At 71.2% G+C, this 25,543-nt stretch carries 24 protein-coding genes; 21 read left to right on the top strand and 3 right to left on the bottom strand.

All coding sequences use genetic code 11. The features are described 5' to 3' along the window. Window positions 1-114 precede the first annotated feature (114 nt). Window positions 115-921: a hypothetical protein gene (locus BJ993_RS23550; protein ID WP_179651626.1), complete on the top strand. Its 807-nt coding sequence runs from the start codon at window positions 115-117 to the stop codon at window positions 919-921. Window positions 922-1,039: 118 nt separating this feature from the next. Here the strand turns inward: BJ993_RS23550 and BJ993_RS23545 are convergent, their stop codons facing one another. Next, complete coding sequence (locus BJ993_RS23545) at window positions 1,040-2,278, bottom strand: DUF349 domain-containing protein (protein WP_308645697.1); 1,239 nt, start codon at window positions 2,276-2,278, stop codon at window positions 1,040-1,042. Between the two features lie 207 nt (window positions 2,279-2,485). Here BJ993_RS23545 and BJ993_RS23540 point away from each other — a divergent pair, with 207 nt between their 5' ends. The 20 genes from BJ993_RS23540 to BJ993_RS23445 all read left to right on the top strand — a co-directional run bounded on the left by BJ993_RS23540 (window position 2,486) and on the right by BJ993_RS23445 (window position 24,239). Continuing rightward, window positions 2,486-3,205 (top strand): MBL fold metallo-hydrolase, encoded by a 720-nt coding sequence (locus BJ993_RS23540; RefSeq protein WP_036544992.1) that lies wholly within the window; start codon window positions 2,486-2,488, stop codon window positions 3,203-3,205. 8 nt (window positions 3,206-3,213) lie between these two features. Continuing rightward, window positions 3,214-4,575, top strand: coding sequence for a histidine--tRNA ligase (gene hisS / locus BJ993_RS23535; protein ID WP_179651624.1), 1,362 nt, complete (start codon window positions 3,214-3,216; stop codon window positions 4,573-4,575). After that, the gene (gene aspS, locus BJ993_RS23530) at window positions 4,572-6,359 is read left to right on the top strand and encodes an aspartate--tRNA ligase (RefSeq protein WP_179651622.1); all 1,788 of its coding nucleotides are present in this window, start codon (window positions 4,572-4,574) and stop codon (window positions 6,357-6,359) included. The genes hisS and aspS overlap by 4 nt, the downstream gene beginning before the upstream one ends. Before the next feature lie 157 nt (window positions 6,360-6,516). Beyond that, window positions 6,517-7,533: an ABC transporter permease gene (locus tag BJ993_RS23525; protein WP_179651620.1), complete on the top strand. Its 1,017-nt coding sequence runs from the start codon at window positions 6,517-6,519 to the stop codon at window positions 7,531-7,533. A gap of 118 nt (window positions 7,534-7,651) precedes the next feature. Continuing rightward, complete coding sequence (locus BJ993_RS23520; RefSeq protein WP_036544999.1) at window positions 7,652-9,388, top strand: ABC transporter substrate-binding protein; 1,737 nt, start codon at window positions 7,652-7,654, stop codon at window positions 9,386-9,388. A 142-nt stretch (window positions 9,389-9,530) separates the two neighbouring features. Next, window positions 9,531-10,547: an ABC transporter permease gene (locus tag BJ993_RS23515; protein WP_179651618.1), complete on the top strand. Its 1,017-nt coding sequence runs from the start codon at window positions 9,531-9,533 to the stop codon at window positions 10,545-10,547. 16 nt (window positions 10,548-10,563) lie between these two features. Next, on the top strand, window positions 10,564-11,679 hold the full coding sequence (locus tag BJ993_RS23510; protein WP_179651616.1) for an ABC transporter ATP-binding protein: 1,116 nt from the start codon (window positions 10,564-10,566) through the stop codon (window positions 11,677-11,679). After that, the gene (locus tag BJ993_RS23505) at window positions 11,676-12,893 is read left to right on the top strand and encodes an ABC transporter ATP-binding protein (RefSeq protein ID WP_179651614.1); all 1,218 of its coding nucleotides are present in this window, start codon (window positions 11,676-11,678) and stop codon (window positions 12,891-12,893) included. The genes BJ993_RS23510 and BJ993_RS23505 overlap by 4 nt, the downstream gene beginning before the upstream one ends. Before the next feature lie 35 nt (window positions 12,894-12,928). Further along, window positions 12,929-14,290 (top strand): replication-associated recombination protein A, encoded by a 1,362-nt coding sequence (locus BJ993_RS23500; protein WP_308645696.1) that lies wholly within the window; start codon window positions 12,929-12,931, stop codon window positions 14,288-14,290. Window positions 14,291-14,301: 11 nt separating this feature from the next. After that, window positions 14,302-14,838 carry a hypothetical protein gene (locus BJ993_RS23495; protein ID WP_179651612.1) on the top strand — a complete coding sequence of 179 codons (537 nt, stop codon included), beginning with the start codon at window positions 14,302-14,304 and terminating at the stop codon, window positions 14,836-14,838. Then, window positions 14,835-15,143 carry a DUF6167 family protein gene (locus BJ993_RS23490; protein ID WP_051932216.1) on the top strand — a complete coding sequence of 103 codons (309 nt, stop codon included), beginning with the start codon at window positions 14,835-14,837 and terminating at the stop codon, window positions 15,141-15,143. Before BJ993_RS23495 ends, BJ993_RS23490 begins: the two co-directional genes overlap by 4 nt. Then, complete coding sequence (gene alaS / locus BJ993_RS23485; protein WP_242530234.1) at window positions 15,140-17,836, top strand: alanine--tRNA ligase; 2,697 nt, start codon at window positions 15,140-15,142, stop codon at window positions 17,834-17,836. The genes BJ993_RS23490 and alaS overlap by 4 nt, the downstream gene beginning before the upstream one ends. After that, window positions 17,836-18,315 carry a Holliday junction resolvase RuvX gene (ruvX, locus tag BJ993_RS23480; protein WP_179651610.1) on the top strand — a complete coding sequence of 160 codons (480 nt, stop codon included), beginning with the start codon at window positions 17,836-17,838 and terminating at the stop codon, window positions 18,313-18,315. The genes alaS and ruvX overlap by 1 nt, the downstream gene beginning before the upstream one ends. Then, complete coding sequence (mltG, locus tag BJ993_RS23475) at window positions 18,312-19,427, top strand: endolytic transglycosylase MltG (protein ID WP_179651608.1); 1,116 nt, start codon at window positions 18,312-18,314, stop codon at window positions 19,425-19,427. Before ruvX ends, mltG begins: the two co-directional genes overlap by 4 nt. Then, window positions 19,414-20,250 (top strand): shikimate dehydrogenase, encoded by an 837-nt coding sequence (locus tag BJ993_RS23470; protein ID WP_179651606.1) that lies wholly within the window; start codon window positions 19,414-19,416, stop codon window positions 20,248-20,250. The genes mltG and BJ993_RS23470 overlap by 14 nt, the downstream gene beginning before the upstream one ends. A gap of 10 nt (window positions 20,251-20,260) precedes the next feature. Next, window positions 20,261-20,989, top strand: a complete 729-nt coding sequence (locus BJ993_RS23465) for an A24 family peptidase (protein ID WP_179651604.1) — start codon at window positions 20,261-20,263, stop codon at window positions 20,987-20,989. 21 nt (window positions 20,990-21,010) lie between these two features. Further along, complete coding sequence (aroC, locus tag BJ993_RS23460) at window positions 21,011-22,189, top strand: chorismate synthase (RefSeq protein WP_179651603.1); 1,179 nt, start codon at window positions 21,011-21,013, stop codon at window positions 22,187-22,189. Further along, entirely contained in the window at window positions 22,186-22,707 is a 522-nt protein-coding gene (locus tag BJ993_RS23455) for a shikimate kinase (RefSeq protein WP_308645695.1), read from the top strand. Before aroC ends, BJ993_RS23455 begins: the two co-directional genes overlap by 4 nt. Beyond that, window positions 22,704-23,798, top strand: coding sequence for a 3-dehydroquinate synthase (gene aroB / locus BJ993_RS23450; RefSeq protein ID WP_179651602.1), 1,095 nt, complete (start codon window positions 22,704-22,706; stop codon window positions 23,796-23,798). The genes BJ993_RS23455 and aroB overlap by 4 nt, the downstream gene beginning before the upstream one ends. A 3-nt stretch (window positions 23,799-23,801) precedes the next feature. After that, window positions 23,802-24,239: a type II 3-dehydroquinate dehydratase gene (locus BJ993_RS23445; protein WP_036545012.1), complete on the top strand. Its 438-nt coding sequence runs from the start codon at window positions 23,802-23,804 to the stop codon at window positions 24,237-24,239. On the opposite strand, the gene BJ993_RS23440 is transcribed toward BJ993_RS23445, so the two are convergent. Then, window positions 24,223-24,789 carry an RNA polymerase sigma factor gene (locus tag BJ993_RS23440; RefSeq protein ID WP_179651601.1) on the bottom strand — a complete coding sequence of 189 codons (567 nt, stop codon included), beginning with the start codon at window positions 24,787-24,789 and terminating at the stop codon, window positions 24,223-24,225. The two genes, BJ993_RS23445 and BJ993_RS23440, sit on opposite strands and share 17 nt — an antisense overlap. 14 nt (window positions 24,790-24,803) lie before the next feature. Further along, window positions 24,804-25,502 carry a hypothetical protein gene (locus BJ993_RS23435; RefSeq protein ID WP_179651600.1) on the bottom strand — a complete coding sequence of 233 codons (699 nt, stop codon included), beginning with the start codon at window positions 25,500-25,502 and terminating at the stop codon, window positions 24,804-24,806. Between the last annotated feature and the right edge of the window lie 41 nt (window positions 25,503-25,543).

Genomic DNA, 25,543 nt, shown 5'->3' with positions numbered 1-25,543 from the left:
CGAGAGCTCATCGCGTATGGCGAGAGCGACCGAACGCTGGCTGCGGCCCTCAGGACGGGACGGCTGGAGCGACCACGACGAGGTGCGTACGTCGATGGTCCGACATGGCGCACCATGTCGGACGAGCAGAGGTACGCCGTCCGATGTCGCGCGGCATACCAGCAGTCCTGCACGGACGTCGTTCTGAGCCATTCTTCGGCGCTGCCGTTCCACGACGCGCCCTTGTGGGGCCTCGACCTGGCCGACGTTCATCTCACTCGCGTCGACAGATTCTCGGGACGGCGCGAAGCAGGCATCTGCCGTCATCGAGGTGAGTTGGCGGAGGGAGACGTCGTCGACGTCCACGGAGTCCTCGTCACGTCGCCGGTTCGTGCAACACTCGAGCTCTCGACGCTCGCTTCCACGGAGTCCGCGATCGCCGTGGCGAATCACTTCCTCAATCGTGGCGACTTCACCCCGGCCGAACTCAGGGAGCGGTATGAGCAGTCGATGGCGAACTGGCCGGGCTCGGCAGCGACTGACCTGCTGATTCGCCTCGCTGATCCACGTGTCGAGTCCGTCGGCGAGTCGAGGACGATGTACTTCCTCTACCGCCACCACTTCCCGAAGCCGGTCCCGCAATACGAGATCCGGCACGCGGGGAGGCTGGTCGCGCGCCTCGACTTCGCGCTCCCGGAACTCGGCATCTGGATCGAGTTCGACGGCCGGGTGAAGTACGAGAGGCACCTCCGCCCCGGTGAGTCACCTGCCGATGCTGTCGTCCGCGAGAAGGCGCGCGAGCAGCACGTCGCCGAACTCACGGGCTGGCGGTGCTTCCGCATCGCTTGGTCTGACCTCGCCGATCCGGCCCGGCTCGAGCGCAGGCTGCGCGGCTTCATGGCGTCGGTCGCTGCGGAGCGGGCGCGTCGCGTAGCGTCGTGACGAGGTGTCTACGGCGGAGCTTGTCGTTGCCTGCCAGCGCTTGCTGACCGTTGCAACCGTCAACCTGCGCAGGAATCCCCGGCTAGCCGGGGATTCCTGCGGCGCCGCCGCCCCCGCCTCAGCGGTAGTCGGCAGACGCCTTCTTCGCCATCTCCAGGAACGACCGGCGCCCCTCGAGGTTCTCCTCGAGCTCACGGACCTTCTTCTCGTCACCACGCGAGCGCGCGGCCTCGAGCTTGGCCTCGGCCTCGGCGATCGCGGCCTCCAGCTTGGAGACCATGTCGTCCGCGCGCGCGGACTTCTCGGGGTCGGACTTGCGCCACTGCTCGTCCTCGGCCTTGCGGATCGTCTGCTCGACGGCGCGCATCCGGCCCTCAAGGTCCTTGATCCGGTCGCGGGGGACCTTCCCGGCCTCGTCCCACTTCTCCGCGACCTCGCGGAAGGCGGCCTTGGCGGCGGCGACGTCGCCGGTCTCGGCCAGCGGGCCGAGGATGGCCTCGGCCTCGACCAGCAGGCCCTCCTTGACCTCCGCGTTGGCGGCGAACTCGCTGTCGAGCGCCGCGTTGGCGGCGTCGCGGGCGCCGAAGAAGGTGTCCTGGGCGCCCCGGAAGCGCTGCCAGAGGGCGTCGTCGACGGCCTTGGGGGCCGGGCCGGCGGCCTTCCAGTCGCGCATCAGGTCGCGGTAGCGGCCCGAGGTCGGGCCCCAGTCGGTCGAGGACGCGAGCGCCTCGGCCTCCTTGACCAGGCGCTCCTTGATGACGCGCGCACCCTCGCGGCGCTCGTCCTGCTCGGCGAAGTGCGCCTTGCGCGCCTTCGTGTACGCCGACCGCGCGGACGAGAAGCGCTTCCACAGCTCGTCGTCGGCGGCCTTGTCGATGCGGGGGAGCTGCTTCCACTGGTCGAGCAGCTCGCGCAGCCGGTTGGCGCCGTTGCGCCAGTCGCGACCGGTGGCGATCCTCTCCGCCTCCGCCGCCAGCTTGTCCTTCTGCTCGCGTGCGTCGGCGACCCGCTGCGCCTTGGCGGCGCGGCGCGCGTCGCGCTGGGTGGCGATGACGGGGCCGAGCTCGTCGAGCTTGCGGCCGAGCGCGGCGAGGTCCCCGACGGCGTGGATGTCGTTGAGCTGGTCGCGCACCAGCTTCACGGAGGCGACCGCCTCCTCGGGTGAGAGCACCCCGGTGAGGACCCGCTTGTGCAGCAGGTCCACCTCCAGGGCGAGGTTGTCGTAGCGCTTCGTGTAGAACGCCAGAGCCTCCTCGGGGGACGCGTCGGGCATCTGCCCGACCGCCCGCTCGCCGTCGGATGTCTTCACGTAGACGGTGCCGTCGTCGCCGACGCGGCCCCAGTCAGAGGTAGTCACAGTGGCCCATGCTAATCAAAGCCTCCGCCACCCTTGTGGCTGCCGCCCGAAGATCGCCGGCCGGCCCGCACCCCGGGCACGCACCTGGCTGCGTTGGCGTCGCTCGACGGACGTCCAGTCTGCCTTCGCTCCGCCGCCTTGCCATGCACGCACCCGGGGCACGGGCCACCTCGACGATCGTCGGGCGGCAACCACTAGGCTGGGTCGGTGCTGATCGCCGCCTTCCCCGCCGGACCGTGGGGCACCAATTGCTATGTAGCGGCAACCGGCCCGGGCGCGGAGTGCGTCGTGATCGACCCCGGCAAGGACGCTGCGGCAGGCGTCGCCGACGTCGTCCGGGAGCACCGGCTGAAGCCGGTCGCCGTGCTGCTGACCCATGGCCACATCGACCACATGTGGTCCGTGACGCCCGTGGCCGGCACGTACGACGCGACGGCGTGGATCCATCCGGGCGACCGGCACCTGCTCGCCGACCCGATGGCCGGCATCTCGCGTGAGAGCGCGGCGATGCTGCTGGGCGGCGACTACGAGTTCACCGAGCCCGACGACGTCGCCGAGCTCGCCGACGGCGCCGACCTCGAGCTGGCGGGCCTGCGGTTCGTCGTCGACCACACGCCGGGCCACACGGCCGGCTCGGTCACCTTCCGCACGCCGTGGGACCAGCCCGACGGACCGGACATCTCCGAGGTGATGTTCTCCGGCGACCTGCTCTTCCAGGGTTCCATCGGACGCACCGACCTGCCGGGCGGCGACCACGCCACGATGCTCCGCTCGCTGGAGACCAAGGTGCTGCCGCTGGCCGACAACATCGTCGTACTGCCGGGGCACGGGGAGCAGACCTCCATCGGCCGCGAGCGCGCGACCAACCCGTTCCTGCTCGACCTGCTCGACTCCGGCTCCGCTGGCCGGGTCACCCGAGGACTGTGACACCACCGATGGCCAAGCCCACTCCGCTCAGCGGATTCCCCGAGTTCCTGCCTGCCCAGCGCTTCGTCGAGCAGGAGGTCATCGCGACACTCGCGCGCACCTTCGAGCTGCACGGCTTCGCCAACGTGGAGACGCGCGCCGTCGAGCCGATGGACCAGCTGCTGCGCAAGGGCGACACGTCCAAGGAGGTCTACGTCCTCCGGCGCCTCCAGGAGGACGACTCCGCGAAGGACAAGGGGATCGGCCTCCACTTCGACCTCACCGTGCCGTTCGCGCGCTACGTCCTGGAGAACGCCGGCAAGCTGGAGTTCCCGTTCCGCCGCTACCAGGTGCAGAAGGTCTGGCGCGGGGAGCGGCCGCAGGAGGGCCGCTTCCGCGAGTTCACCCAGGCCGACATCGACATCGTCGGCCGCGACGACCTGCCGTTCCACCACGACGTCGAGGTCGCCCGGGTCATGCTCGAGGCGCTGAGCCGGCTGACCTTCCTGCCCGGCTTCCGACTGCAGGTCAACAACCGCAAGCTGATCCAGGGCTTCTACGCCGGCCTCGGCGTCACGGGCGACGGCATCGACGAGGTCATGCGCCTGGTCGACAAGCTCGACAAGCTCGACCCGGCGAAGGTGCGTGAGCTGCTGCTCGACGAGGCCGGCATCAGCGAGGAGCAGGCCGACAAGGCGCTCGCCCTCGCGACGATCCGGAGCACGGACGACTCCTTCGTCGACCGCGTGCGGGAGCTCGACGTGAAGCACGAGCTGCTCGACGAGGGCCTCGACGAGCTGGCCACCCTTGTCCGGGCCTGCGCCCCGCTGGCGACGGACACGGTCCGGATCGAGGCCGACCTCTCGATCGCCCGCGGCCTCGACTACTACACGGGCACCGTCTTCGAGACCCGGCTCGACGGCTACGAGTCCCTCGGCTCCATCTGCTCCGGCGGCCGGTACGACGCCCTCGCCTCCGACGGACGTACGACGTACCCCGGCGTCGGCATCTCGCTCGGCGTCAGCCGCGTGCTGGTCCCGCTGGTCCAGCGCGGGGTGCTGACCGCCGATCGCTCGGTGCCCAGCGTCGTGCTCGTCGCGGTCACCGACGAGGAGTCGCGCTCCGAGGCCGACGCGATCGCCACGGTCCTGCGGGCCCGCGACATCCCGTGCGAGGTCGCGCCGAGCGCCGCGAAGTTCGGCAAGCAGATCCGCCACGCCGAGCGCCGGGGCATCCCGTACGTCTGGTTCGGCAGCGAGGTCAAGGACATCCGCTCCGGAAACCAGGTCGCCGCCGACCCGGCGACGTGGGAGCCTCCGAACCAGGACCTGCGCCCGCAGGTCCTCACCACCACCGCATCTGACAGCAACACCGAAGGGAACCCCTCGTGATCCGCAACCAGGACGCCGGCGCGCTGCGCGCCGAGCACGTCGGCCAGACCGTCACCCTCGCCGGGTGGGTGGCCAACCGACGCGATCACGGTGGGGTGGCCTTCATCGACCTGCGCGACGCCAGCGGTGTCGTCCAGGTCGTGATCCGCGACGAGGAGGTCGCGCACAGCCTCCGCTCCGAGTACTGCCTCAAGGTCACCGGTGAGGTCACCGGCCGCGGCGAGGGTCGCGAGAACCCGAACCTGCCGACCGGCGCCATCGAGGTCGTCGCCGCCCCGGGCACCGAGGGCGTCGAGGTGCTCAGCGCCGCGGCTCCGCTGCCGTTCCCGATCAGCGACCACGTCGACGTGGGGGAGGAGGTGCGGCTCAAGCACCGCTACCTCGACCTCCGTCGTACCGCCCCGGGTAGCGCCATCCGCCTGCGCAGCGACGTCAACAAGGCGGCGCGCGGCGTGCTCGACGCCCACGACTTCGTGGAGATCGAGACGCCGACGCTGACCCGCAGCACGCCCGAGGGCGCCCGCGACTTCCTCGTGCCCGCGCGGCTGCAGCCGGGCAGCTGGTACGCCCTGCCGCAGAGCCCGCAGCTGTTCAAGCAGCTGCTGATGGTCGCCGGCATGGAGCGCTACTACCAGATCGCGCGCTGCTACCGCGACGAGGACTTCCGCGCCGACCGCCAGCCCGAGTTCACCCAGCTCGACATCGAGATGAGCTTCGTGACCCAGGACGACGTGATCGCCCTCGGCGAGGAGATCGTCGCCGCCCTCTGGAAGCTGATCGGGTACGACCTCGCGCTGCCGCTGCCGCGGATGACCTACGCCGAGGCGATGGCCCGCTTCGGCTCGGACAAGCCGGACCTGCGGATGGGCCAGGAGCTCGTCGACTGCACCGAGTACTTCAAGGACACCCCGTTCCGGGTCTTCTCGCCGGAGAACTCGGCCTACGTCGGCGCCGTCGTCATGCCGGGCGGCGCGAGCCAGCCCCGCAAGCAGCTCGACGCCTGGCAGGAGTGGGCCAAGCAGCGCGGTGCGCGCGGCCTCGCCTACATCCTGGTCGGTGAGGACGGCGAGCTGGCCGGGCCGGTCGCCAAGAACCTCTCCGAGGAGGAGCGCACCGGCATCGCCGCCCACGTGGGCGCGGCGCCGGGTGACTGCATCTTCTTCGCCGCCGGTGCGGTGAAGTCCAGCCGGGCGCTGCTCGGCGCTGCGCGCCTGGAGATCGGGCGTCGTACCGGCCTGCTCGACGAGAGCGCGTGGAGCTTCCTGTGGGTCGTCGACGCGCCGCTCTTCGAGCCCGCCGACGAGGCCACCGCCGCCGGCGACGTCGCCGTGGGTGGGGGAGCGTGGACCGCGGTCCACCACGCCTTCACGAGCCCGCAGGACCTCGAGACCTTCGACTCCGACCCCGGCAACGCGCTGGCGTGGGCCTACGACATCGTCTGCAACGGCAACGAGATCGGTGGCGGCTCGATCCGTATCCACCGCGAGGACATCCAGAAGCGGGTCTTCGAGGTGATGGGCATCAGCCAGGACGAGGCCGAGGAGAAGTTCGGCTTCCTCCTGGAGGCCTTCAAGTACGGCGCCCCGCCGCACGGCGGCATCGCGTTCGGCTGGGACCGCGTGGTCGCCCTGTTGGCCGGTACGGACTCGATCCGCGACGTCATCGCCTTCCCCAAGACCGGCGGCGGCTACGACCCGCTGACGGCTGCTCCGGCGCCCATCACGCCCGAGCAGCGGAAGGAAGCCGGTGTGGACGCGCGCCCGGAGGACGAAAACAAGGCCTGACGGGGGCACGCCGGAAGGAATTCCGGTCGGTCGAGACCAAACCGTTACCGCGTCGCTATCGCTTTGGCGCCACGAGTGCGCCTAAGGTCGCGGACGGCGCAGACAACAGGTGTTGTCCGCGTCACGTCCATGACCGCTTCTCGGCAACGAGGTGATGATGACTCTCCCGGCAACCGACCTGGAAACCCATGTCGCACCTCCCGTCGAGGAGGGGGAGCCGGAGGGCACCAAGATCGTCGGCCGCTCGCCGATGCAGCTGGCGATGCGGCGCTTCCGCAAGGACAAGCTGTCCATGGCGGCGTTCACCGTCGTCGCGGTCTACTTCCTCGCGGCGGTCGCAGCGCCCTTCCTGGTCAAGTTCGGCGTCCTGGACCCGTACACGTTCCACAACACCGGCGCGGGCAACCTGCTGGACGAGTTCACGCTCCCCAAGGGCAGCTTCGGTGGCATCTCCGGGGACCACTGGCTCGGCGTGGAGCCCGGCTCGGGCCGTGACGTGCTCGCCCGGGTCTGGTACGGCATCACCTTCTCCCTGGTGATGGCGGTGGCCGCCACGGCGATCGCGGTCGGCCTGGGCACGGTGTTCGGCATCATCGCGGGTGTCTCGGGCGGCCTGACCGACTCGCTGATCGGCCGGCTGATCGACCTGATCCTGTCCTTCCCGCAGACGCTGATGCTGCTGGCCCTCTCGGTCGTGTTCATCGACATCCTGGAGGACGACCTGCACGTCCCCGAGGGCGACATGTCCAACGGTCTCTACGTCGTGCTGGTCCTCGGGTTCTTCGGCTGGCCCTATGTCGCCCGCCTGGTCCGCGGCCAGGTGCTGTCCATCCGCGAGCGTGAGTTCGTCGAGGCGGCCAAGCTGATGGGCGCCTCGCGCTGGCGGCTGTACTTCAAGGAGATCCTGCCGAACCTCTGGGCCCCGCTGCTGGTGTCGGCGACGATCACGATGCCGACCTATGTCTCCGCGGAGGCGGCCCTCAACTACCTCGGCGTCGGCATCAAGCCGCCGACGCCCACCCTGGGCAACGTGCTGAGCGGCTCGATCGACTACTCGACGTCGGACTTCGTCTTCTTCTTCACCCCGGCGTTCCTGATCATGATCATCGTCGTCAGCTTCAACCTGCTGGGCGACGGACTGCGCGACGCGCTCGACCCGAAGGGTCATCGATGACCCCACCGATGCCGGGCCTCGGGAGCCCTGTCCCATCGGTCTGAAGACATGGTCGCGTCCGCCATTCCTGGGCGCGGCCAGAAGTGACGGGCACCAGCCCGCAAACGAAGGAGAGGCAATGGCCAGTAACAAGAAGCGGATGCTCGCGGTGACCGCGGGCGCGCTGCTGGCGTCGACGGCACTGGCCGCTTGCGGCAGTGACGACGACGGCGGGACGAAGGGAGAAGCCGGAGCGAAGGGCGGCACTCTGTACTTCGTCAACGACACCCCCATCGACCACTGGGACCCCCAGCGGACCTACGTCGGCACCGACATCTCGAAGCAGAGCCGCCTGGTCTACCGCGAGCTGGTGACGTTCGGCACGAGCGAGGACCCGGCCGAGTCGGCGACGCCGCTCCCCGACCTGGCCACTGACACCGGCACCTCGACCGAGGGTGGCAAGGTGTGGCAGTTCACGCTGCGTGACGGCGTGAAGTGGCAGGACGGCAAGGACGTCACGTGTGAGGACCTGAAGTACGGCTTCTCGCGCAACTTCGCCACCGACGTCATCGTCGGCGGCCCGTCCTTCTACCCCCTCTCCTACCTGGACGTCCCCGCGGACGCGGACGGCACCCCGCAGTACAAGGGTCCGTACACCAAGAAGGGCCAGGACCTGTACGACAAGGCCGTCACCTGTGACGGCAAGACGATCACGTACAACTTCAACAAGCCGTGGCCGGACTTCAACCTGGCCATCGCGGCGCTGCACTTCGCCTCGCCGTACCGTGCGGACCTGGACGAAGGCGACAAGTCCAACTACCAGATCTTCTCGAACGGCCCCTACAAGCTCGAGGGCAGCTGGGACAAGGCGTCGGGCGGCACGTTCGTCCGCAACGACCAGTACGACCCCAAGACGGACGAGACCGACAGCCGCAAGGCCCTGCCGGACAAGATCACGTTCAAGATCGGCACCAAGCTCGAGACGATGTACGACTCGATCCTGGCCGACACCGGCGAGGCGTCCTGCACCGTCAGCGACCGTCGTCTGCCTCCCTCGAAGTTCTCCGAGATCCCGGCGCTCGAGGAGAAGGGCTTCTACCAGAACCCCGAGTCCCCGTACGTCGACTACCTCTGGTTCAACACCGAGAAGCTCCCGCTGGAGGTCCGCCAGGCCCTGGCCACGGCGACCAACCGTGAGGGCTGGATCGCCGCCGGTGGTGGCGAGCGCTCCTACATCCCGGCCTACTCGGTCGTGAACCCGTCGGTGGCGGGCTACAAGGAGGTCTCGACCTTCAAGGACATCCCGCTCGCGGGTGACCCGGACGCGGCCAAGAAGATCCTCACCGACGCGAAGATCAAGACGCCGTACAAGATCGAGCTGCGCTACCCGCAGTCCGACACCGCTGACAAGCAGGCCGCTGCTCTCAAGGAGACCTGGGACAAGGCCGGCTTCGACGTGAAGCTCTCGCCGGAGGGTGACGTCTACTACAGCAACATCCAGAAGCCCGACCACAACTACGACGTGGGCTGGGCCGGCTGGGGCGCTGACTGGCCGTCGCCGATGACCGTCCTCCCGCCGCTGTTCGACTCGCGTGCCAACATCACCTCCGGCTCGCTCGGCCAGGACTACGGCAAGTACGTCGGCAAGGAGTTCAACGAGAAGATCTCCGAGGCCCAGAACGCCACCTCGCTCGACGACTCGATCGCCGCGCTCCAGGAGGCGGACCAGATCCTCGCCGACGACATGGTCTACATGCCGCTCGAGATCGCGAAGTTCAACTGGGTGACGGGCTCGAAGGTGGACTTCCACACCACCCCGGGTTCCAACTCCTTCCCGGACCTGGGCCTGATCGGCCTTCGGGACGGTGGCTGCTGACCCAGCAGCACTGCACCACCTGAGTTGGCCGGGCCGTCTCGACGGCCCGGCCAACTCCGGCCCGGACCCGGGCCATCCGCACGTCCACCGGCGCCACCGCGCCGGTTCCCGTCCCGTCCACACCCGATCGGAGTGATGCTGGGTGTTCGCCTTCCTCGTCCGCCGCGTGTTCGCCGGCGTGGTCATGGTCATCGTGATGAGCCTCGTCACGTTCGTCCTCTTCTTCGCCTCGCCGGTCGACATCGCTGCCTATGCCTGCGGCAAGAACTGCTCCCCGGCCATCAAGGAGCAGACCCGCAAGGCGCTCGGGTACGACGACCCGACGCTCGTGCAGTGGAAGGACTTCATGGGCGGCATCGTCAAGGGGCGGGTGTACCCCAACGACCCGGAGCTGCGTGAGGCCGCGCCGCAGCTGGTCACCAAGTGCGAGGCGCCCTGCTTCGGCTACTCCCAGCTCAACCTGAAGACGGTCAACGAGGAGATCAGCGAGGCGCTGCCGATCACCGCGTCGCTGGCGGTCTTCGCCCTCATCCTCTGGCTGATCGGTGGTGTCGCCCTCGGCTCCATCGCGGCCCTGACCAAGGGGAGCTTCCTCGACAGAGGCCTCGTCGGCATCTCCTTGGTCTTCTACGCGTTCCCGACCTTCTTCATCGGCCTGTTGCTCCTCAAGTTCGTCTCGATCAAGTGGGGCCTGTGGGACACGCCGGTGTACACGCCGATCGCCGAGGGCGGCGTGGGGAAGTGGCTCTACAACCTCTTCCTGCCGAGCCTGACGCTGGCCGTGGTCTTCATGGCCGCCTACGTCCGGATGACGCGCGCCTTCGTGCTCGAGGCGATGAGCGAGGACTACATCCGCACCGCCCACTCCAAGGGACTCTCGAGGGGCCGGGTGCTCCGCAAGCACACGCTGCGTGCAGCACTCACCCCGCTGGTCACCATGGCCGGCCTCGACTTCGCCGGCCTGATGGGCGGCGCGATCATCACGGAGTTCGTCTTCAACTTCAACGGCCTGGGCAAGCTGGTCGTGGAGGCCAACCGCACCTATGACCTGCCGACGATCATCGGCGTGGTCATCCTGGCCGCCTCCTTCGTGATCATCATGAACATCATCGTGGACGTGCTCTACGCCGTCATCGACCCGCGCGTCCGGCTGGGCTGAGAGGGACACCGAAACCATGGACAGCTCTGTCAACCTCGCCAAGCCTGCGCCCGGGTCGTCGTCCGCCGCCGCGGAGACCTTCCTGTCGGTGCGCGACCTGATGGTCCACTTCCCGACCAGCGACGGCGTGGTGAAGTCCGTCAACGGCCTCTCCTTCGACCTCAAGGCCGGGGAGACGCTGGGCATCGTCGGCGAGTCGGGATCCGGCAAGTCCGTGTCGAGCATGGCCATCATGGGCCTGCACTACGGCACGGGCGCGAAGATCTCGGGTGAGATCGTCCTCGAGGGCACCGACCTGCTGCAGCTCACGCCGGACGAGATGCGTCGCAAGCGCGGCCAGGACGTCGCGATGATCTTCCAGGACCCGCTCTCGGCGATGCACCCGTACTACACGGTCGGCAACCAGATCATGGAGGCCTACCGCGTCCACAACGACGTCTCGAAGGCGGAGGCCAAGAGGCGCGCCATCGAGATGCTGGACCGGGTGGGCATCCCGAACCCCGACCGCCGGGTCAACGACTACCCGCACCAGTTCTCGGGCGGCATGCGCCAGCGCGCGATGATCGCGATGGGCCTGATCAACAATCCCGGCCTGCTCATCGCCGACGAGCCCACGACGGCGCTCGACGTGACGGTGCAGGCGCAGATCCTCGACCTGCTGCAGGACCTGCAGCGGGAGTTCAACTCGGCGATCATCATCATCACCCACGACCTCGGCGTCGTGGCCGAGATGGCCGACGACGTGCTGGTCATGTACGCCGGCCGGGCCGTAGAGTACGGCCCCTGCAAGGAGATCCTGACCCACCCGGAGATGCCGTACACCTGGGGCCTGCTCTCCAGCGTCCCGGACGTCACCGGTGACACGGATGCACGCCTGATCCCGATCCCCGGCAACCCGCCCAGCCTGCTCAACCCCCCGAGCGGCTGCGCCTTCCACCCGCGGTGCATCCACCGCGACAAGGTGCCCGGTGACCTTTGCCGGACGACGATGCCCGACCTGGTGCCGGGACAGCGCGGCGCGCACCACACGAAGCGCTGCCACCTGGCGAACTCCGATGCCATCTACCAGAACGAGGTGCTCCCGGAGATCGCGCCCGACCTGGCCGACGAGCTCCCGGAGGAGCAGCGATGACGAACGAGACGATTGCCGAGACCTCGATGCCGGACGTGCCCGAGGGCCACGGTGCCGCCCAGGCCGACCCCGATGCCAAGCCGATCCTCGAGGTCGACGGGCTGCGGATGTACTTCCCGGTCAAGTCCTCCGGGCTGGTCCGTCGTACGGTCGGTCATGTCCAGGCCGTCGACGGGGTGTCCTTCCAGGTGCCCGAGGCGGGATCGCTGGGCCTCGTGGGCGAGTCCGGGTGTGGCAAGTCGACCACCGGTCGCCTGATCACCCGGCTCTACGAGCCGACCGGCGGCTCGATCCGCTTCGACGGCCGCGACATCGCCAAGGCGAAGCCGCGCGAGCTCAAGCCGCTGCGCCGGGAGATCCAGATGATCTTCCAGGACCCGTACACCTCGCTGAACCCGCGCCAGACGGTCGGCGCGATCGTCGGCGCCCCGCTCGAGATCCACAAGGTCGTGCCGAAGGACAAGGTCCTCCCGCGGGTCCAGGAGCTCCTCGAGATCGTCGGCCTCAACCCCGAGCACTACAACCGCTACCCGCACGAGTTCTCGGGTGGCCAGCGCCAGCGCATCGGCATCGCCCGCGCGCTCACGCTGCAGCCCAAGATCCTCGTCGCCGACGAGCCGGTGTCGGCCCTCGACGTGTCGATCCAGGCGCAGGTCATCAACCTGCTGCAGGACATCCAGCGCGAGTTCGGCGTGGCCTTCCTGTTCATCGCCCACGACCTCGCGATCGTGCGGCACTTCTGCCCCGAGATCGCGGTCATGTACCTCGGCAAGATCGTCGAGATCGGCGACCGCGACTCGATCTACGGCAACGCCCACCACCCGTACACCCAGGCGCTCCTGTCGGCCGTCCCCGACGTCCGGCAGGCCGCGATCGGCGGTCGCCGGGAGCGGATCCGCCTGCAGGGTGACGTGCCGAGCCCGATCGACCCGCCGTCCGGCTGCCGGTTCCGCACCCGCTGCCCGATCGCGCAGGAGATCTGCGCCCGGCACGAGCCGCCGCTCATGCAGATCGGTCGGCGCCACAAGGTCGCCTGCCACTTCCCGGGCCGCCTCGGCGAGGCGCCCCGCGAGCCGCTGACGACCGGCCTGCTCGGTGTCGACGGCGAGGGCCGGCCGGACCCGGGCGCCAGCCCGAGCAACGACCTGGTCGAGCAGCCCGGCTACGCCGACACCTGGTTCGACCTCGACGCCAAGAGCATTGGCCGCGCCTGAGCCACTGTCGTCGCTGCTGAGTAGGGTGGCCCGTCGTGGATGACGAGCCGCAGCTGTTCGACACCCCGTCGAGCCGTGGGGCGACCTCGGGGGGCTCGTTGGCGGACGCGACCCATGCCGCGGCGCCGCTGGCGGTGCGGATGCGTCCGCGGGGCCTGGACGAGCTGGTGGGCCAGTCCCACCTGCGCGCCCCGGGCTCACCGCTGCGCCAGCTGGTCGAGGGCGACCAGTCGCTGTCGCTGCTGCTGTGGGGGCCTCCGGGCACCGGCAAGACGACCATCGCGTCGATCATCAGCCAGCAGACCGGGCGCCGGTTCGTCGAGATCTCCGCGGTGTCGGCGGGCGTCAAGGAGGTCCGGGCCGCGATCGACGCCGCCCGGCGCGACCTGGTCGCGACGGGGGAGGAGACCGTCCTCTTCGTCGACGAGGTGCACCGGTTCAGCAAGGCGCAGCAGGACGCGCTGCTGCCCGGCGTCGAGAACCGGTGGGTGACCCTGGTGGCGGCGACGACGGAGAACCCGTCGTTCAGCGTGATCTCCCCGCTCCTCTCGCGCAGCCTGCTACTGCGCCTGCAGTCGCTCACCGACGACGACATCGCCGCGGTCGTCGAGGCGGCGGTCGCCGACGAGCGGGGCCTCGCGGGTGAGCTGGAGCTGGACGAGGCGGCCCGCGACCACATCGTGCGGCTCGCCGGCGGCGACGCTCGGCGCTCGCTGACCTACCTCGAGGCGGCGGCCGGTGCGGCACGCTCCAAGGGCAGCACGACCATCGACGTCGAGACCGCCGAGACGGCAGCCGACCAGGCGGCGGTCCGCTACGACCGCGACGGCGACCAGCACTACGACGTCGTCAGCGCCTTCATCAAGTCGGTGCGCGGGTCCGACGCCGACGCGGCGCTGCACTATCTCGCGCGGATGATCGAGGCGGGGGAGGACCCGCGGTTCATCGCCCGCCGGCTGATGATCCTGGCCAGCGAGGACATCGGGCTGGCCGACCCGAGCGCGTTGACGACCGCGGTCGCCGCGGCCCAGACGGTGCAGCTGATCGGCATGCCCGAGGCGCAGCTGACCCTGGCGCACGCCACGATCGCCCTGGCGGTGGCCCCGAAGTCCAACGCCGTCACCACCGCGATCTTCGAGGCGATCGCCGACGTCCGGGCCGGCAAGATCGGCAACGTCCCGCCGCACCTGCGCGACGCGCACTACTCCGGGGCGAAGTCGCTGGGCCACGGCGTGGACTACGTCTACGCCCATGACGCCCCCTACGGCGTGGCGGAGCAGCAGTACGCCCCGGACGTGGTCCTCGACCGCGCCTACTACCGCCCCACCGAGCTCGGCGCGGAGTCCGCCGTCAAGCAGCGGTGGGAGCGGGTACGCCGCATCATCCGCGGCAAGTAGTCTTGTCCGTCGTGACCAGCCTTGTCGTCGTACCCAACGCGCTGGCTGTGCTGACCCTCCTCGCGGTGGTGGCCCTGGCCGCCGGTGTCGTGTGGCTCGAGCGCTCGCTGCGCCGGTCACGCCAGCACACCGAGGCGCTGCTGGCGGCCGCGGCGAGCGACGCCGACGCGCTGCGGGAGCAGCTGGCCGGCCTGGAGCTGAGGCTGCGCTCCCAGGCGACCGCGGTCGAGACCCGGGAGCGGGTGCCGGTGGCGGTGGTCGACGACCGCGAGTACCTCATCACCGACCTCGGCAAGGACCGCGGGCCGCGCGTGCCGGCACGGGTCGTCCCGGCGCCGCAGTTCGCCGACATCCTGCTCCGCGAGAGCGTCATCAAGACCGCGGCGCTGGCCGCGGGCCTGCGCCGCGCCCTCGCGCCGGAGGTGCGCAACCGGATCCGCTTCGAGATGAAGCGCGAGGTCAAGCGCTCGCGCAAGGAGCGCAAGCTGATGCTGCGGGCCGCGCGCCGCGACTGGGAGTCGCGCCAGCGGGCGGAGGTGACCCCGTGATCAAGTCGGGCGTCGTCTTCGGCGCCGGTGTCGCGGCCGGTGTCTACGGCGTGGTCAAGGTACGCCGCATCGCGGAGGCGTTCACCCCCGACGGCATGCGCGACCGGATCGGCGCCGCCGTGCTCGGGGCGCGGCTGTTCCGCGAGGAGGTCGCCCAGGGGCAGGCCGACGCGGAAACCCGATTGCGGGAGCACTACCGGACTCTGGAGTCTGGAGTCCGGGCGGAGCGTCGTACCGAGCTCGAAGCACGCACCACCATGACGGCCTCCGTGGCCGCCCTGAGCAACAAGGAAGAGGAACGATGACGGACGGGTACCTGAGCAGCGCGGAGATCCGGAACCGGTTCCTCGCCCACTTCGAGGGGCGGGGGCACACGGTCGTGCCGTCCGCATCCCTGCTGCTGGACGACCCGAACCTGCTGTTCGTCAACGCCGGCATGGTGCCCTTCAAGCCGTACTTCCTCGGCCAGGAGACGCCGCCCTTCAAGCGGGCGACCAGTGTGCAGAAGTGCGTGCGCACCCTCGACATCGAGGAGGTCGGCAAGACCACCCGCCACGGCACGTTCTTCCAGATGAACGGCAACTTCTCCTTCGGCGACTACTTCAAGGAGGGCGCGGTCCAGTACGCCTGGGAGCTGATCACCGGCGACCAGGCCTCCGGCGGCCTCGGCTTCGACCCCGAGAAGGTCTGGGTCACCGTGCTCCCCGAGGACGACGAGGCGCGCGACGCGTGGAAGCGGATCGCCGGCCTGCCCGACGAGCGGATCCAGCCCCGCGGCCTCAAGGACAACTACTGGAACATGGGCGTGCCCGGCCCCGGTGGTCCCTGCAGCGAGATCTACATCGACCGCGGCGCCGAGTACGGCCCCGACGGTGGCCCCGAGGCCGACGAGGACCGCTTCTTGGAGATCTGGAACCTCGTCTTCATGCAGGAGGAGCTCTCCGCCGTCCGCGCGAAGGACGACTTCGACATCGCGGGCCCGCTCCCGAGCAAGAACATCGACACCGGCATGGGCCTGGAGCGGGTCGCCTACCTGCTCCAGGGCAAGCAGAACATGTACGAGATCGACACGGTCTTCCCGGTGATCGAGCGCGCCCAGGAGCTCTCCGGCAAGAAGTACGGCGCCAGCGGCTCCGACGGTCACCTCGACGACGTCCGCTTCCGGGTCGTCGCCGACCACGTCCGCAGCTCGCTGATGCTGATCGGCGACGGCGTGACCCCGGGCAACGAGGGTCGCGGCTACGTCCTGCGCCGGCTGCTGCGCCGCGCGGTCCGCAACATGCGCCTGCTCGGCTACCAGGACCCCGCGCTGCCCGAGCTGCTGCCGGTCTCGCGCGACCGGATGGGGGAGAGCTACCCCGAGCTGGTCACCGGCTGGGACCGCATCGCGCAGGTCGCGTACGCCGAGGAGGACGCGTTCCGCAAGACGCTCCAGGCCGGCACGCAGATCTTCGACCTCGCCGCGGGTGAGGTGAAGGAGTCCGGCGCGGGCACGATCCCGGGCGAGAAGGCGTTCGCGCTCCACGACACCTACGGCTTCCCGATCGACCTGACCCTGGAGATGGCCGCCGAGGCCGGCCTCAGCGTCGACGAGCCGGGCTTCCGCCAGCTGATGAGCGAGCAGCGCGAGCGGGCCAAGGCCGATGCCCGCGCGAAGAAGGGCCAGCACGCCGACACCGGCGTCTACCGCGGCATCCTCGACGCCAACGGCCCGACGGAGTGGCTCGCCTACGAGACGCTCGAGACCGAGTCGAAGCCGCTCGCGCTGCTGCGCGAGGGCGCGGCGGTGAAGGCGCTGGGCAACGGCGAGATCGGCGAGCTGGTGCTCGACCGCACCCCGTTCTACGCCGAGTCGGGTGGCCAGGTGGCCGACGCCGGCACCATCGAGTTCGAGGGCGGCAAGCTCGAGGTCCTCGACGTGCAGCGCCCGGTCCGCGGCCTCGTGGTCCACCAGGTCCGCGTCGTCGACGGCGAGCTGCCGGCCGACGCGCCGCTGCTGCACGCCCGGGTCGACCCGGACTGGCGGACCGGTGCGCGCCAGGCGCACTCCGGCACGCACGTCATCCACGCGGCGCTGCGCGAGGTGCTCGGCCCCACCGCGCTGCAGTCCGGCTCCTACAACCGACCCGGCTACCTCCGCCTCGACTTCGGTTGGCTCAACGCGCTCAGCCCGGAGCAGGTCCACGACATCGAGCAGGTCGCCAACAACGCCCTGCGCGCCGACCTGCCCGTCGACTGGCAGTACATGACGCTCAGCGAGGCCAAGGACTGGGGAGCGCTGGCGCTCTTCGGTGAGACCTACGACGACACGAAGGTCCGCGTCGTCGAGATCGGCGGCCCCTGGTCCCGCGAGCTCTGCGGTGGCACCCACGTCGACCACTCCAGCCAGATCGGCACGATCGTCGTGACCGGCGAGGCGAGTGTCGGCTCCGGCAACCGCCGCATCGAGGCGCTCACCGGTGTCGAGGGCTTCTCCTATCTCGCCCGCGAGCGCGATGTCGTCGGCCAGCTCTCCACCCTGCTCAAGACGCAGCCCGGCGACCTCGTCGGCCGGGTCGGCGACCTCGTGGAGCGGCTCAAGCAGACCGAGAAGGAGATCGAGAAGATCCGTCTCGCGCAGCTGCTGTCCGGTGGAGCGGCCCTCGCCGGGGGTGCCGTCGACGTCAACGGCGTCCGGCTCGTGGCGCAGCGCCTCGACGGCGCGGCCGGCGGCGACGTCCGCACGCTCGCCACCGACGTGCGCGGCCGCCTCGCGGGCGACACGCCGGCGGTCGTCGTACTCATCGGCGCGGCGGACGGCAAGGCCTCCATCGTGGCGGCCCTCAACGACGCGGCCCAGGCCCGCGGCCTCGCGGCCGGCGACCTGGTCCGGGCGGCCGCGCCCTTCCTCGACGGCAAGGGCGGCGGCAAGGCCGACATGGCGCAGGGCGGCGGCACCGACGTCACCCGCATCGACGAGGCGCTCGCGGCGGTCACCGCGGCGGTGGCACAGGCCTGATGCGCTTCGGCGTCCGGCTCGGCGTCGACCCGGGTGACGCCCGGATCGGCGTCGCCCGCAGCGACCCGTCGGGCATGCTCGCCACCCCTGTCGAGACGGTACGACGGGGCAAGGGCGACCTGCGCCGCATCCACCAGATCGCGACGGCGGAGGAGGCGGTCGAGGTCGTCCTGGGCCTGCCCCGCTCGCTGTCGGGGACCGAGGGGCCGGCGGCGGTGAAGACCCGCGAGTTCGCCGTGCGGCTGGCGCGGCGGATCGCGCCCGTCCCGGTGCGACTCGTCGACGAGCGGCTCACCACCGTGACCGCGGAGGCTATGCTGCGCGACCAGCGCAAGGGTGCGAAGCGACGAGCCGTGGTGGACCAGGTGGCGGCCGTCGTGATCCTGCAGCAGGCGCTCGACTCCGAGCGCGCCACCGGCCAACCCCCCGGCGAGCTGGTGACCCCCGACGAGCAGGACAGGGACGAGGGAGACGCATGACTGAGTCGGTCCTTCCGGACATCGAGCCAGGGCGCCGGCGCGCACCGAAGCGTCGCTCGGGCGGCCTGCGCATCCTCCTCGTCTTCGCCGTCTTCGCCGCGGCGCTCGCCCTCGCCTTCGTGTACGTCGTCCGGCCGGCCTGGGACCGCCTGTTCGCCGATCCCGAGGACTACCCGGGCCCGGGCAAGGGCGAGGTGACCGTGGTCATCGACCCGGGCCAGAGCGTCCAGTCGATGGGTGAGGAGCTCGAGGAGCTCGACGTCGTCGCCTCGTCGGAGGCGTTCGTGGACGCTGCGAAGGCCAATGCCGACTCGCAGCGCATCCAGGCGGCGACGTACACGATGAGGAAGCAGATGAAGGCGTCCGACGCGGTCGCCTATCTCGCCGACCCGGCCAACGCGGGCGCCGGCAACACGGTCACGATCCCCGAGGGCGCACGGGTGCGCGACGTCGTCGCCACCATCGTCGAGAAGACCGACTTCACCAAGCCGCAGCTGACCAAGCTGCTCGCCAGCCCGGCGACGATCGGCCTGCCGGCCGAGGCGGCCGGCAACCCCGAGGGCTACCTCTACCCGGCGACCTACGAGATCACCGACAGCACGACGCCCAAGAGCCTGCTCAGCCAGATGGTGGCCAAGACCGCGGCCGTCGAGAAGGACCTCGGGATCGCCGGCCGGGCGAAGCAGCTCGGCCTCACCCCGCACGAGGTGATCACGGTCGCGAGCATCCTCGAGTACGAGGCCAACCGCGAGCCGGACTACCCGAAGGTCGCCCGGGTGATCTACAACCGCCTCGACGACGGGATGCGGCTGCAGCTCGACTCGACCGTGTCCTACGTCAGCAAGCGCAAGGGCGACGTCTGGACCACGGCCGAGGAGCGCCAGGACGACTCGCTCTACAACACCTACCAGCACGAGGGCCTGCCGCCGGGCCCGATCGGCTCGCCCGGCCAGGCGACGATCGAGGCCGCGCTGCGCCCCGCCGACGGGCCGTGGCTCTACTTCGTCCCCGACTACGAGAACGACACGACGGTGTTCTCCACGACGCTCGCCGAGCACAACGTGGCGGTCGAGCGGCTGCGGGAGTACTGCCGGACCCATGACGAGTGCTGAGCCGGTCGACCGTGCGGTGCCGCGGTACGGCGTCGTGGGCGACCCGATCGCCCACTCGCTGTCTCCCGTCCTGCACCGCGCCGGGTACGACGCCCTCGGCATCTCCGCGCGGTACGACGCCGTGCGGGTCCCCGAGGGCACCCTGGCGTCGTACGCCGCCGGCCTGGGGCCGGAGTGGCGCGGCCTGTCGGTCACGGCGCCGCTGAAGCGGGAGGCGCTCGCGCTCGCGACGACGGTCACCGAGCGGGCCACCCTGGCGGGCGGCGCGAACACCCTGGTCCGCACCGCCGACGGGTGGGCGGCCGACAACACCGACCTGCCGGGCGCGGTCGCCGCGATCCGGGAGACCTACGACGGGCCGGCCGGCGTGGCCACGATCATCGGCGCCGGCGCGACGGCCGCCTCGACCGGCCTGGCGCTCGCCGACCTCGGCGTCCGCACGATCCGCCTGCTGGCGCGCGAGCCCGCCCGGGCGGCGGAGACCGCGGCGGCGCTGGCCCGGGACACCCGGCTCGAGGTCGACGTCCTGCCGCTGGACGGGGCAGCCGTGGTGGGGGAGATCGTGGTCTCGACGATCCCGGTCGCCGCGCAGACCGACGCCCTGGTGGCCGCGACGTGCGGCGCCGCGGTGGTCTTCGAGGTCGTCTACGACCCGTGGCCCTCGCCGATCGCGGCCGCAGCGCAGGAGCGCGGACAGGCAGTGGTGTCGGGTCTCGACCTGCTCGTGCACCAGGCCGTGCTCCAGTTCGCGATGTTCACTGGTCACAACGGGCCATTGGAGACCATGCGGAAGGCGGGCGAGGCGGCCCTGGCCGCCCGATAGCGTCCACCCCATGCTCGCGCTCCCTGTCCTCGTCGGTGCGCTCGCGGGCCTGCTGGGCGGTCTCGCCGTCCCGCGGCTGGTCGCGTGGTGCCCGGAGCCCGAGCACGACCCGGCCGAGAACCCGGACGACTTCCCCGACCACGTCCCGTTCGCCGAGCTGGCGGCACGCCCGCGCCTCGGCCTGTGGTGCGGCCTCGCCGGCGCCCTGGTCGGCGCCACGCTGGGCGTGTCGATCGGCTGGGGGTGGGCGCTGCTGTGGCTGCTCGCCGTCGTGGCGCCGTGCATCGCGCTCGCGGTGATCGACTACGTGACCTGGTACCTCCCGAAGCGGCTCGTCCTGCCGTCGTACGCCGTCGTGGCGGTGCTCGAGGTCGTCGGGGCCGTCGCCCTGGGCAAGCCGACGCTGCTCGTCCTCGCGGTCGGGGGCATGGTCGTGCTCGGCGGCTACTACGGCCTGATGTGGATCATCAGCCCGCGGATCATGGCATTCGGCGACGTCCGCCTCGGCGGGCTGATCGGCCTCGCGCTCGGCCCGCTCGGCGCGGCGTCCGTCCTCGTCTCCGTGCTGGCTGCCGCGGTGCTCTCCGTGCTCGCCTACGTGCCGATGAGGCTGCGCGGCAACGCGATCCGCCGCGAAGGGGTGAGGGGGCCGCTGAAGGAGAACCTGCCCTACGGCCCGTTCCTGCTGCTGGGTGCGCTCGTGGCCGTCGTCGTGGGACGGGTCCTGGCCGGCCTGTAGGGCCGTGGGAGACTTGCTCCCATGTTGCGCTGGCTGACTGCGGGGGAGTCCCACGGCCCCTCCCTGGTCGCGATCCTCGAGGGCCTGCCGGCCCACGTCGAGGTCACGACCGACGACATCTCCGACTCGCTCGCCCGTCGCCGCCTGGGCTACGGCCGCGGGGCGCGGATGAAGTTCGAGGCCGACGAGGTCACCCTGACCGGCGGAGTCCGCCACGGACGCACCCAGGGCGGACCGGTCGCGATCGAGGTGGGCAACACCGAGTGGCCCAAGTGGGAGACGGTCATGTCGGCCGACCCGGTCGACCCGGAGGTGCTGGAGAAGCAGGCGCGCAACGCCCCGCTGACCCGCCCGCGCCCGGGCCACGCCGACCTCGCCGGCATGCAGAAGTACGACTTCGACGACGCCCGCCCGATCCTGGAGCGCGCCTCCGCGCGTGAGACCGCGGCCCGCGTCGCGCTCGGCCGCGTCGCCAGCAACTTCCTCGAGCAGGCCACCGGCGCCCGCATCGTCAGCCACGTGCTGGAGATCGGTGGTGTCCGTACGCCGTCGCGCGAGGTCCCGACGCCCGACGACGTCGCGCGTCTCGACGAGGACCCCGTGCGCTGCCTCGACGCGGACGGCTCGAAGCAGATGGTCGAGCGGATCGACCAGGCCCACAAGGACGGCGACACCCTCGGGGGCGTCGTCGAGGTCGTGGTCCACGGCCTCCCGGCCGGCCTCGGCTCGCACGTGCACTGGGACCGCCGCCTCGACGCGCGCCTCGCCGGCGCGCTGATGGGCATCCAGGCGATCAAGGGCGTCGAGGTCGGCGACGGCTTCGAGCTCGCCGCCACGCCCGGCTCGCTCGCCCACGACGAGATCGTCCCCACCGACGAGGGCCTGCGCCGCGTCTCGGGGCGCTCCGGCGGCACCGAGGGCGGCATGACCACGGGCGAGATCCTCCGGGTCCGCGCCGCGATGAAGCCCATCGCGACCGTCCCGCGGGCGCTGCGCACCGTCGACCTGGCCACCGGCGAGGAGGCCGTCGCGCACCACCAGCGCTCCGACGTGTGCGCCGTCCCGGCCGCCGGCATCGTCGCCGAGGCGATGGTCGCGCTGGTGCTGGCGGACGCCGTGCTGGAGAAGTTCGGCGGCGACTCCGTCGGCGAGACCCGGCGCAACGTGCAGACCTACCTCGACAACCTCCGCTACCGGTGACCGCTCCCCGCGCCGTCCTGATCGGCACGATGGGTGCCGGCAAGACGACGGTCGGACAGCTCGTCGCCGGCGCGCTCGGCGTCCCCTTCGCCGACACCGACACCGTCATCGAGCAGCGGATCGGCAAGACCGTCCAGGAGATGTTCGTCGACGACGGCGAGCAGGCCTTCCGCGCGCTCGAGCGCGAGGTCGTCGCCGAGCACCTCGCCGGCCACGACGGGGTGCTGTCGCTCGGCGGCGGCGCCGTCCTCGATCCCGGCACGCAGGCGCTGCTGGAGCCCCACCGGGTGGTCTTCCTCCGGGTCGGCCTCGCCGAGGCGGTCAAGCGGGTCGGGCTCGGCGTCGGCCGGCCGCTCCTGCTCGGCAATGTCCGCTCCCGCGTCAAGGTGCTCCTCGACGAGCGCGCCCCGATCTACGAGGGCCTGGCCCGGTTCATCGTCGACACCGACGGGCGGGCGCCCGAGGACGTCGCCGCCGAGGTCGTCGCCGCCCTCGCCGCCCTTGAGGAGACCCCGTGAGCGCACCCACCGTCATCCCCGTGGCCACCGCGGCGCCGTACGACGTCGTGGTCGGCCACGGCGTCCTCGACCGCCTGCCGGGCCTGCTGCCGGCCGGTGTCCAGCGCGTCGCGATCGTCTGCCCGGAGTCGCTCGAGGACCTGCTCGAGCCCCTGGCGGACCTGCTCGACGGCTACGAGGTCGTCGTGCTGCAGGTGCCGGACGGCGAGGAGTCCAAGGACTGGGAGGTCGCCGCCGCGTGCTGGGAGGGGCTCGGCGAGGAGGGATTCACCCGCTCCGACGCGGTCGTGACCCTCGGCGGCGGTGCGACCACCGACCTCGGCGGGTTCGTCGCTGCCACCTGGCTGCGTGGCGTCGCGGTCGTCCACGTGCCGACGACCCTGCTCGCCATGGTCGACGCGGCCGTCGGCGGCAAGACCGGCATCAACACCCCCGCGGGCAAGAACCTCGTCGGCTCCTTCCACGAGCCCGCCGGCGTGCTCTGCGACCTGGCCCTGCTGGCGACCCTGCCGCGCGAGGAGCTGGTCGCCGGCCTCGGTGAGGTCATCAAGTGCGGCTTCATCGCCGACCCCCGGATCCTGGAGCTGGTCGAGGAGACCGAGCCGACCGACCTGACCGCCGACTCGCCGGTGCTGCGCGAGCTCGTCGAGCGGTCGGTCGCGGTGAAGGCGGCGGTCGTCGCCGGCGACCTCAAGGAGAAGGGCGGCGTCGACGGCCACCCGGGCCGCGAGGCGCTCAACTACGGCCACACCCTGGCCCACGCGATCGAGAAGGCCACCGACTACGGCATCCGCCACGGCGAGGCCGTCGCCATCGGCTGCGTGTACGTCGCCGAGCTGGCCGCCCGCGCCGGCGGGCTCTCCCCGGAGCTCGTCGCCCGCCACCGTGCTGCGTTCGGCAGGGTCGGGCTCCCGACGTCGTGGAGCGACGCCTCGTTCGACGACCTGCTCGCCACCATGCGCGTCGACAAGAAGTCGCGCGGCAACCAGCTGCGGTTCGTCGTGCTCGAGGACCTGGCGAAGCCGGTCGTGCTGGCCGGGCCCTCGGAGGAGGACCTGCGGGCGGCGTACGCGGCTCTGGCAGGATCCTGAGCCATGGGCAAGCAAGAGGTCTACGTCCTCAACGGGCCGAACCTGAACCGGCTGGGACGCCGGCAGCCGGAGATCTACGGCCACACCACGCACGCCGACCTCGCCAAGCTGCTGACCGGCTGGGGCAAGGACTACGGCCTCCAGGTGCGCTTCCAGCAGACCAACCACGAGGGCCAGATGATCGACTGGCTCAACAACGCCGCCGACTGGGGCTGGCCGGTCGTGCTCAACGCGGCCGCGTGGACGCACTACTCCTACGCGATCTTCGACGCCTGCGCGCAGCTGACGGCGCCGCTCGTCGAGGTGCACATCAGCGCCCCGTCGAAGCGGCCGGAGGAGTTCCGACACACCTCGGTCGTCACCCCGCACGCCGCGAAGGTGATCGAGGGCGAGGGCATCGACGGCTACCGGCAGGCGCTGGAGTTCATCGCGGCGCAGTGAGGCCCGCGACGGGGAGGGTGCGCCGCAACCGGCTCAGCCCGCGGTGACGGGCCACCCGGACCGCGGTCGGGGTCATGCCCAGCGCGATCGCCGTCTGCTGGTTGCTCAACCCGGCGACCTCGGTGCAGGTGAGCACCTCCCGCTCGCGCGCGGGCAGTGACAGCAGCGCCCGCCGGGTCCAGTCGGCACCCGACACCTCCTCGGCGAAGCCCGGCTCGGTCGGCGGACGCAACGGGATGACGGTGGCGAGGGTGGCGGGCTCGACGGGCGCCGTCGCGCGCCGCAGGGTACGACGACGCGCCGCCCGGACGTGGTTGCGGGCGATGCCGAACAGCCAGCCGGCGAAGGCGTCGCGGTCGCCCTCGAAGTCGGCGATCGAACGGGCGGCCACCAGCCAGGTCTCCGCGACCAGGTCGTCCGGGGCCGTCAGCACGTCACCGGACGGACGCGACTCGAGCCAGACCAGCAGTCGGCCGGTCAGGCTCTCGTAGAGGTCGCGCCAGGCGTCGGGGTCCCCGTCCCGAGCCCGCGTGATGAGTTCGTCCTCCACCGTGCGGCGCCGTCTCAGGCCCCCGCCGAGGCGGCCCCGGTGGGACCGTCCGCGCTGTCGTCGCTGCCCCCGCCCGAGCCGTCGCCCCCGCCGCTGCCGCTGTGGTGGCCGCCGTCGTCGGTCGAGTCCGGGCTGTCGGGCGTGTCGGTGCCCTCGGGCGAGTCCGTGCCGTCGTCGGAACCGCCCCGCCCGCCGTGGCTGTCGTCGGTCGTGTCGTCGGAGCCGCGGTGGTCGCCGTCCTGCGTGGCGTCGTCGCCTCCGCCGCCGCGGCCGTGGTCCATCCCGCCGCCCGTGCCGCCCTCCGTGCCGCCTTCCGTGCTGCCCCCGGTGCCGCCGGCCGTGCCCGGGCCGGGGACGGTCGTGCCGGCGCCGGCACCGGACGCGTCGTCGTCGGGCGGGCGGGTGGTGTCACCGTCGTCGCCGGTCGTCGCACCGCCGGTGGTGGACGCGTCGTCGCCGGGGGTGATCGACGTCGCAGGCAACGGCTCCGTGTCGTCGTCGCGCCCCAGCCCGGTCAGTGCCACGGCGCCGCCCGCGACCACGGCGACCGCGGCGGCCGCGGCGACGGCAGCGGCCCAGCCGCGCGGGGCGACGGCCGGCGTCGTACCGGACCCGGGGACGGAGGCGCGCGCCTCGAGCGCCAGCTGGGCCATGAAGGCCGGGTCGGCCGGCGTCTCCGGGATCGGCAGGCTCAGGTCAGGGGTGCGGTCCATGCGCATTCGTTCTCGTCAGGGGTGGGGAGTGATCGCCCGGG

Source organism: Nocardioides aromaticivorans (assembly GCF_013408525.1).
In the GTDB taxonomy this organism is placed as follows: domain Bacteria; phylum Actinomycetota; class Actinomycetes; order Propionibacteriales; family Nocardioidaceae; genus Nocardioides; species Nocardioides aromaticivorans.
This window is presented reverse-complemented; position numbering and strand designations above follow the sequence as displayed.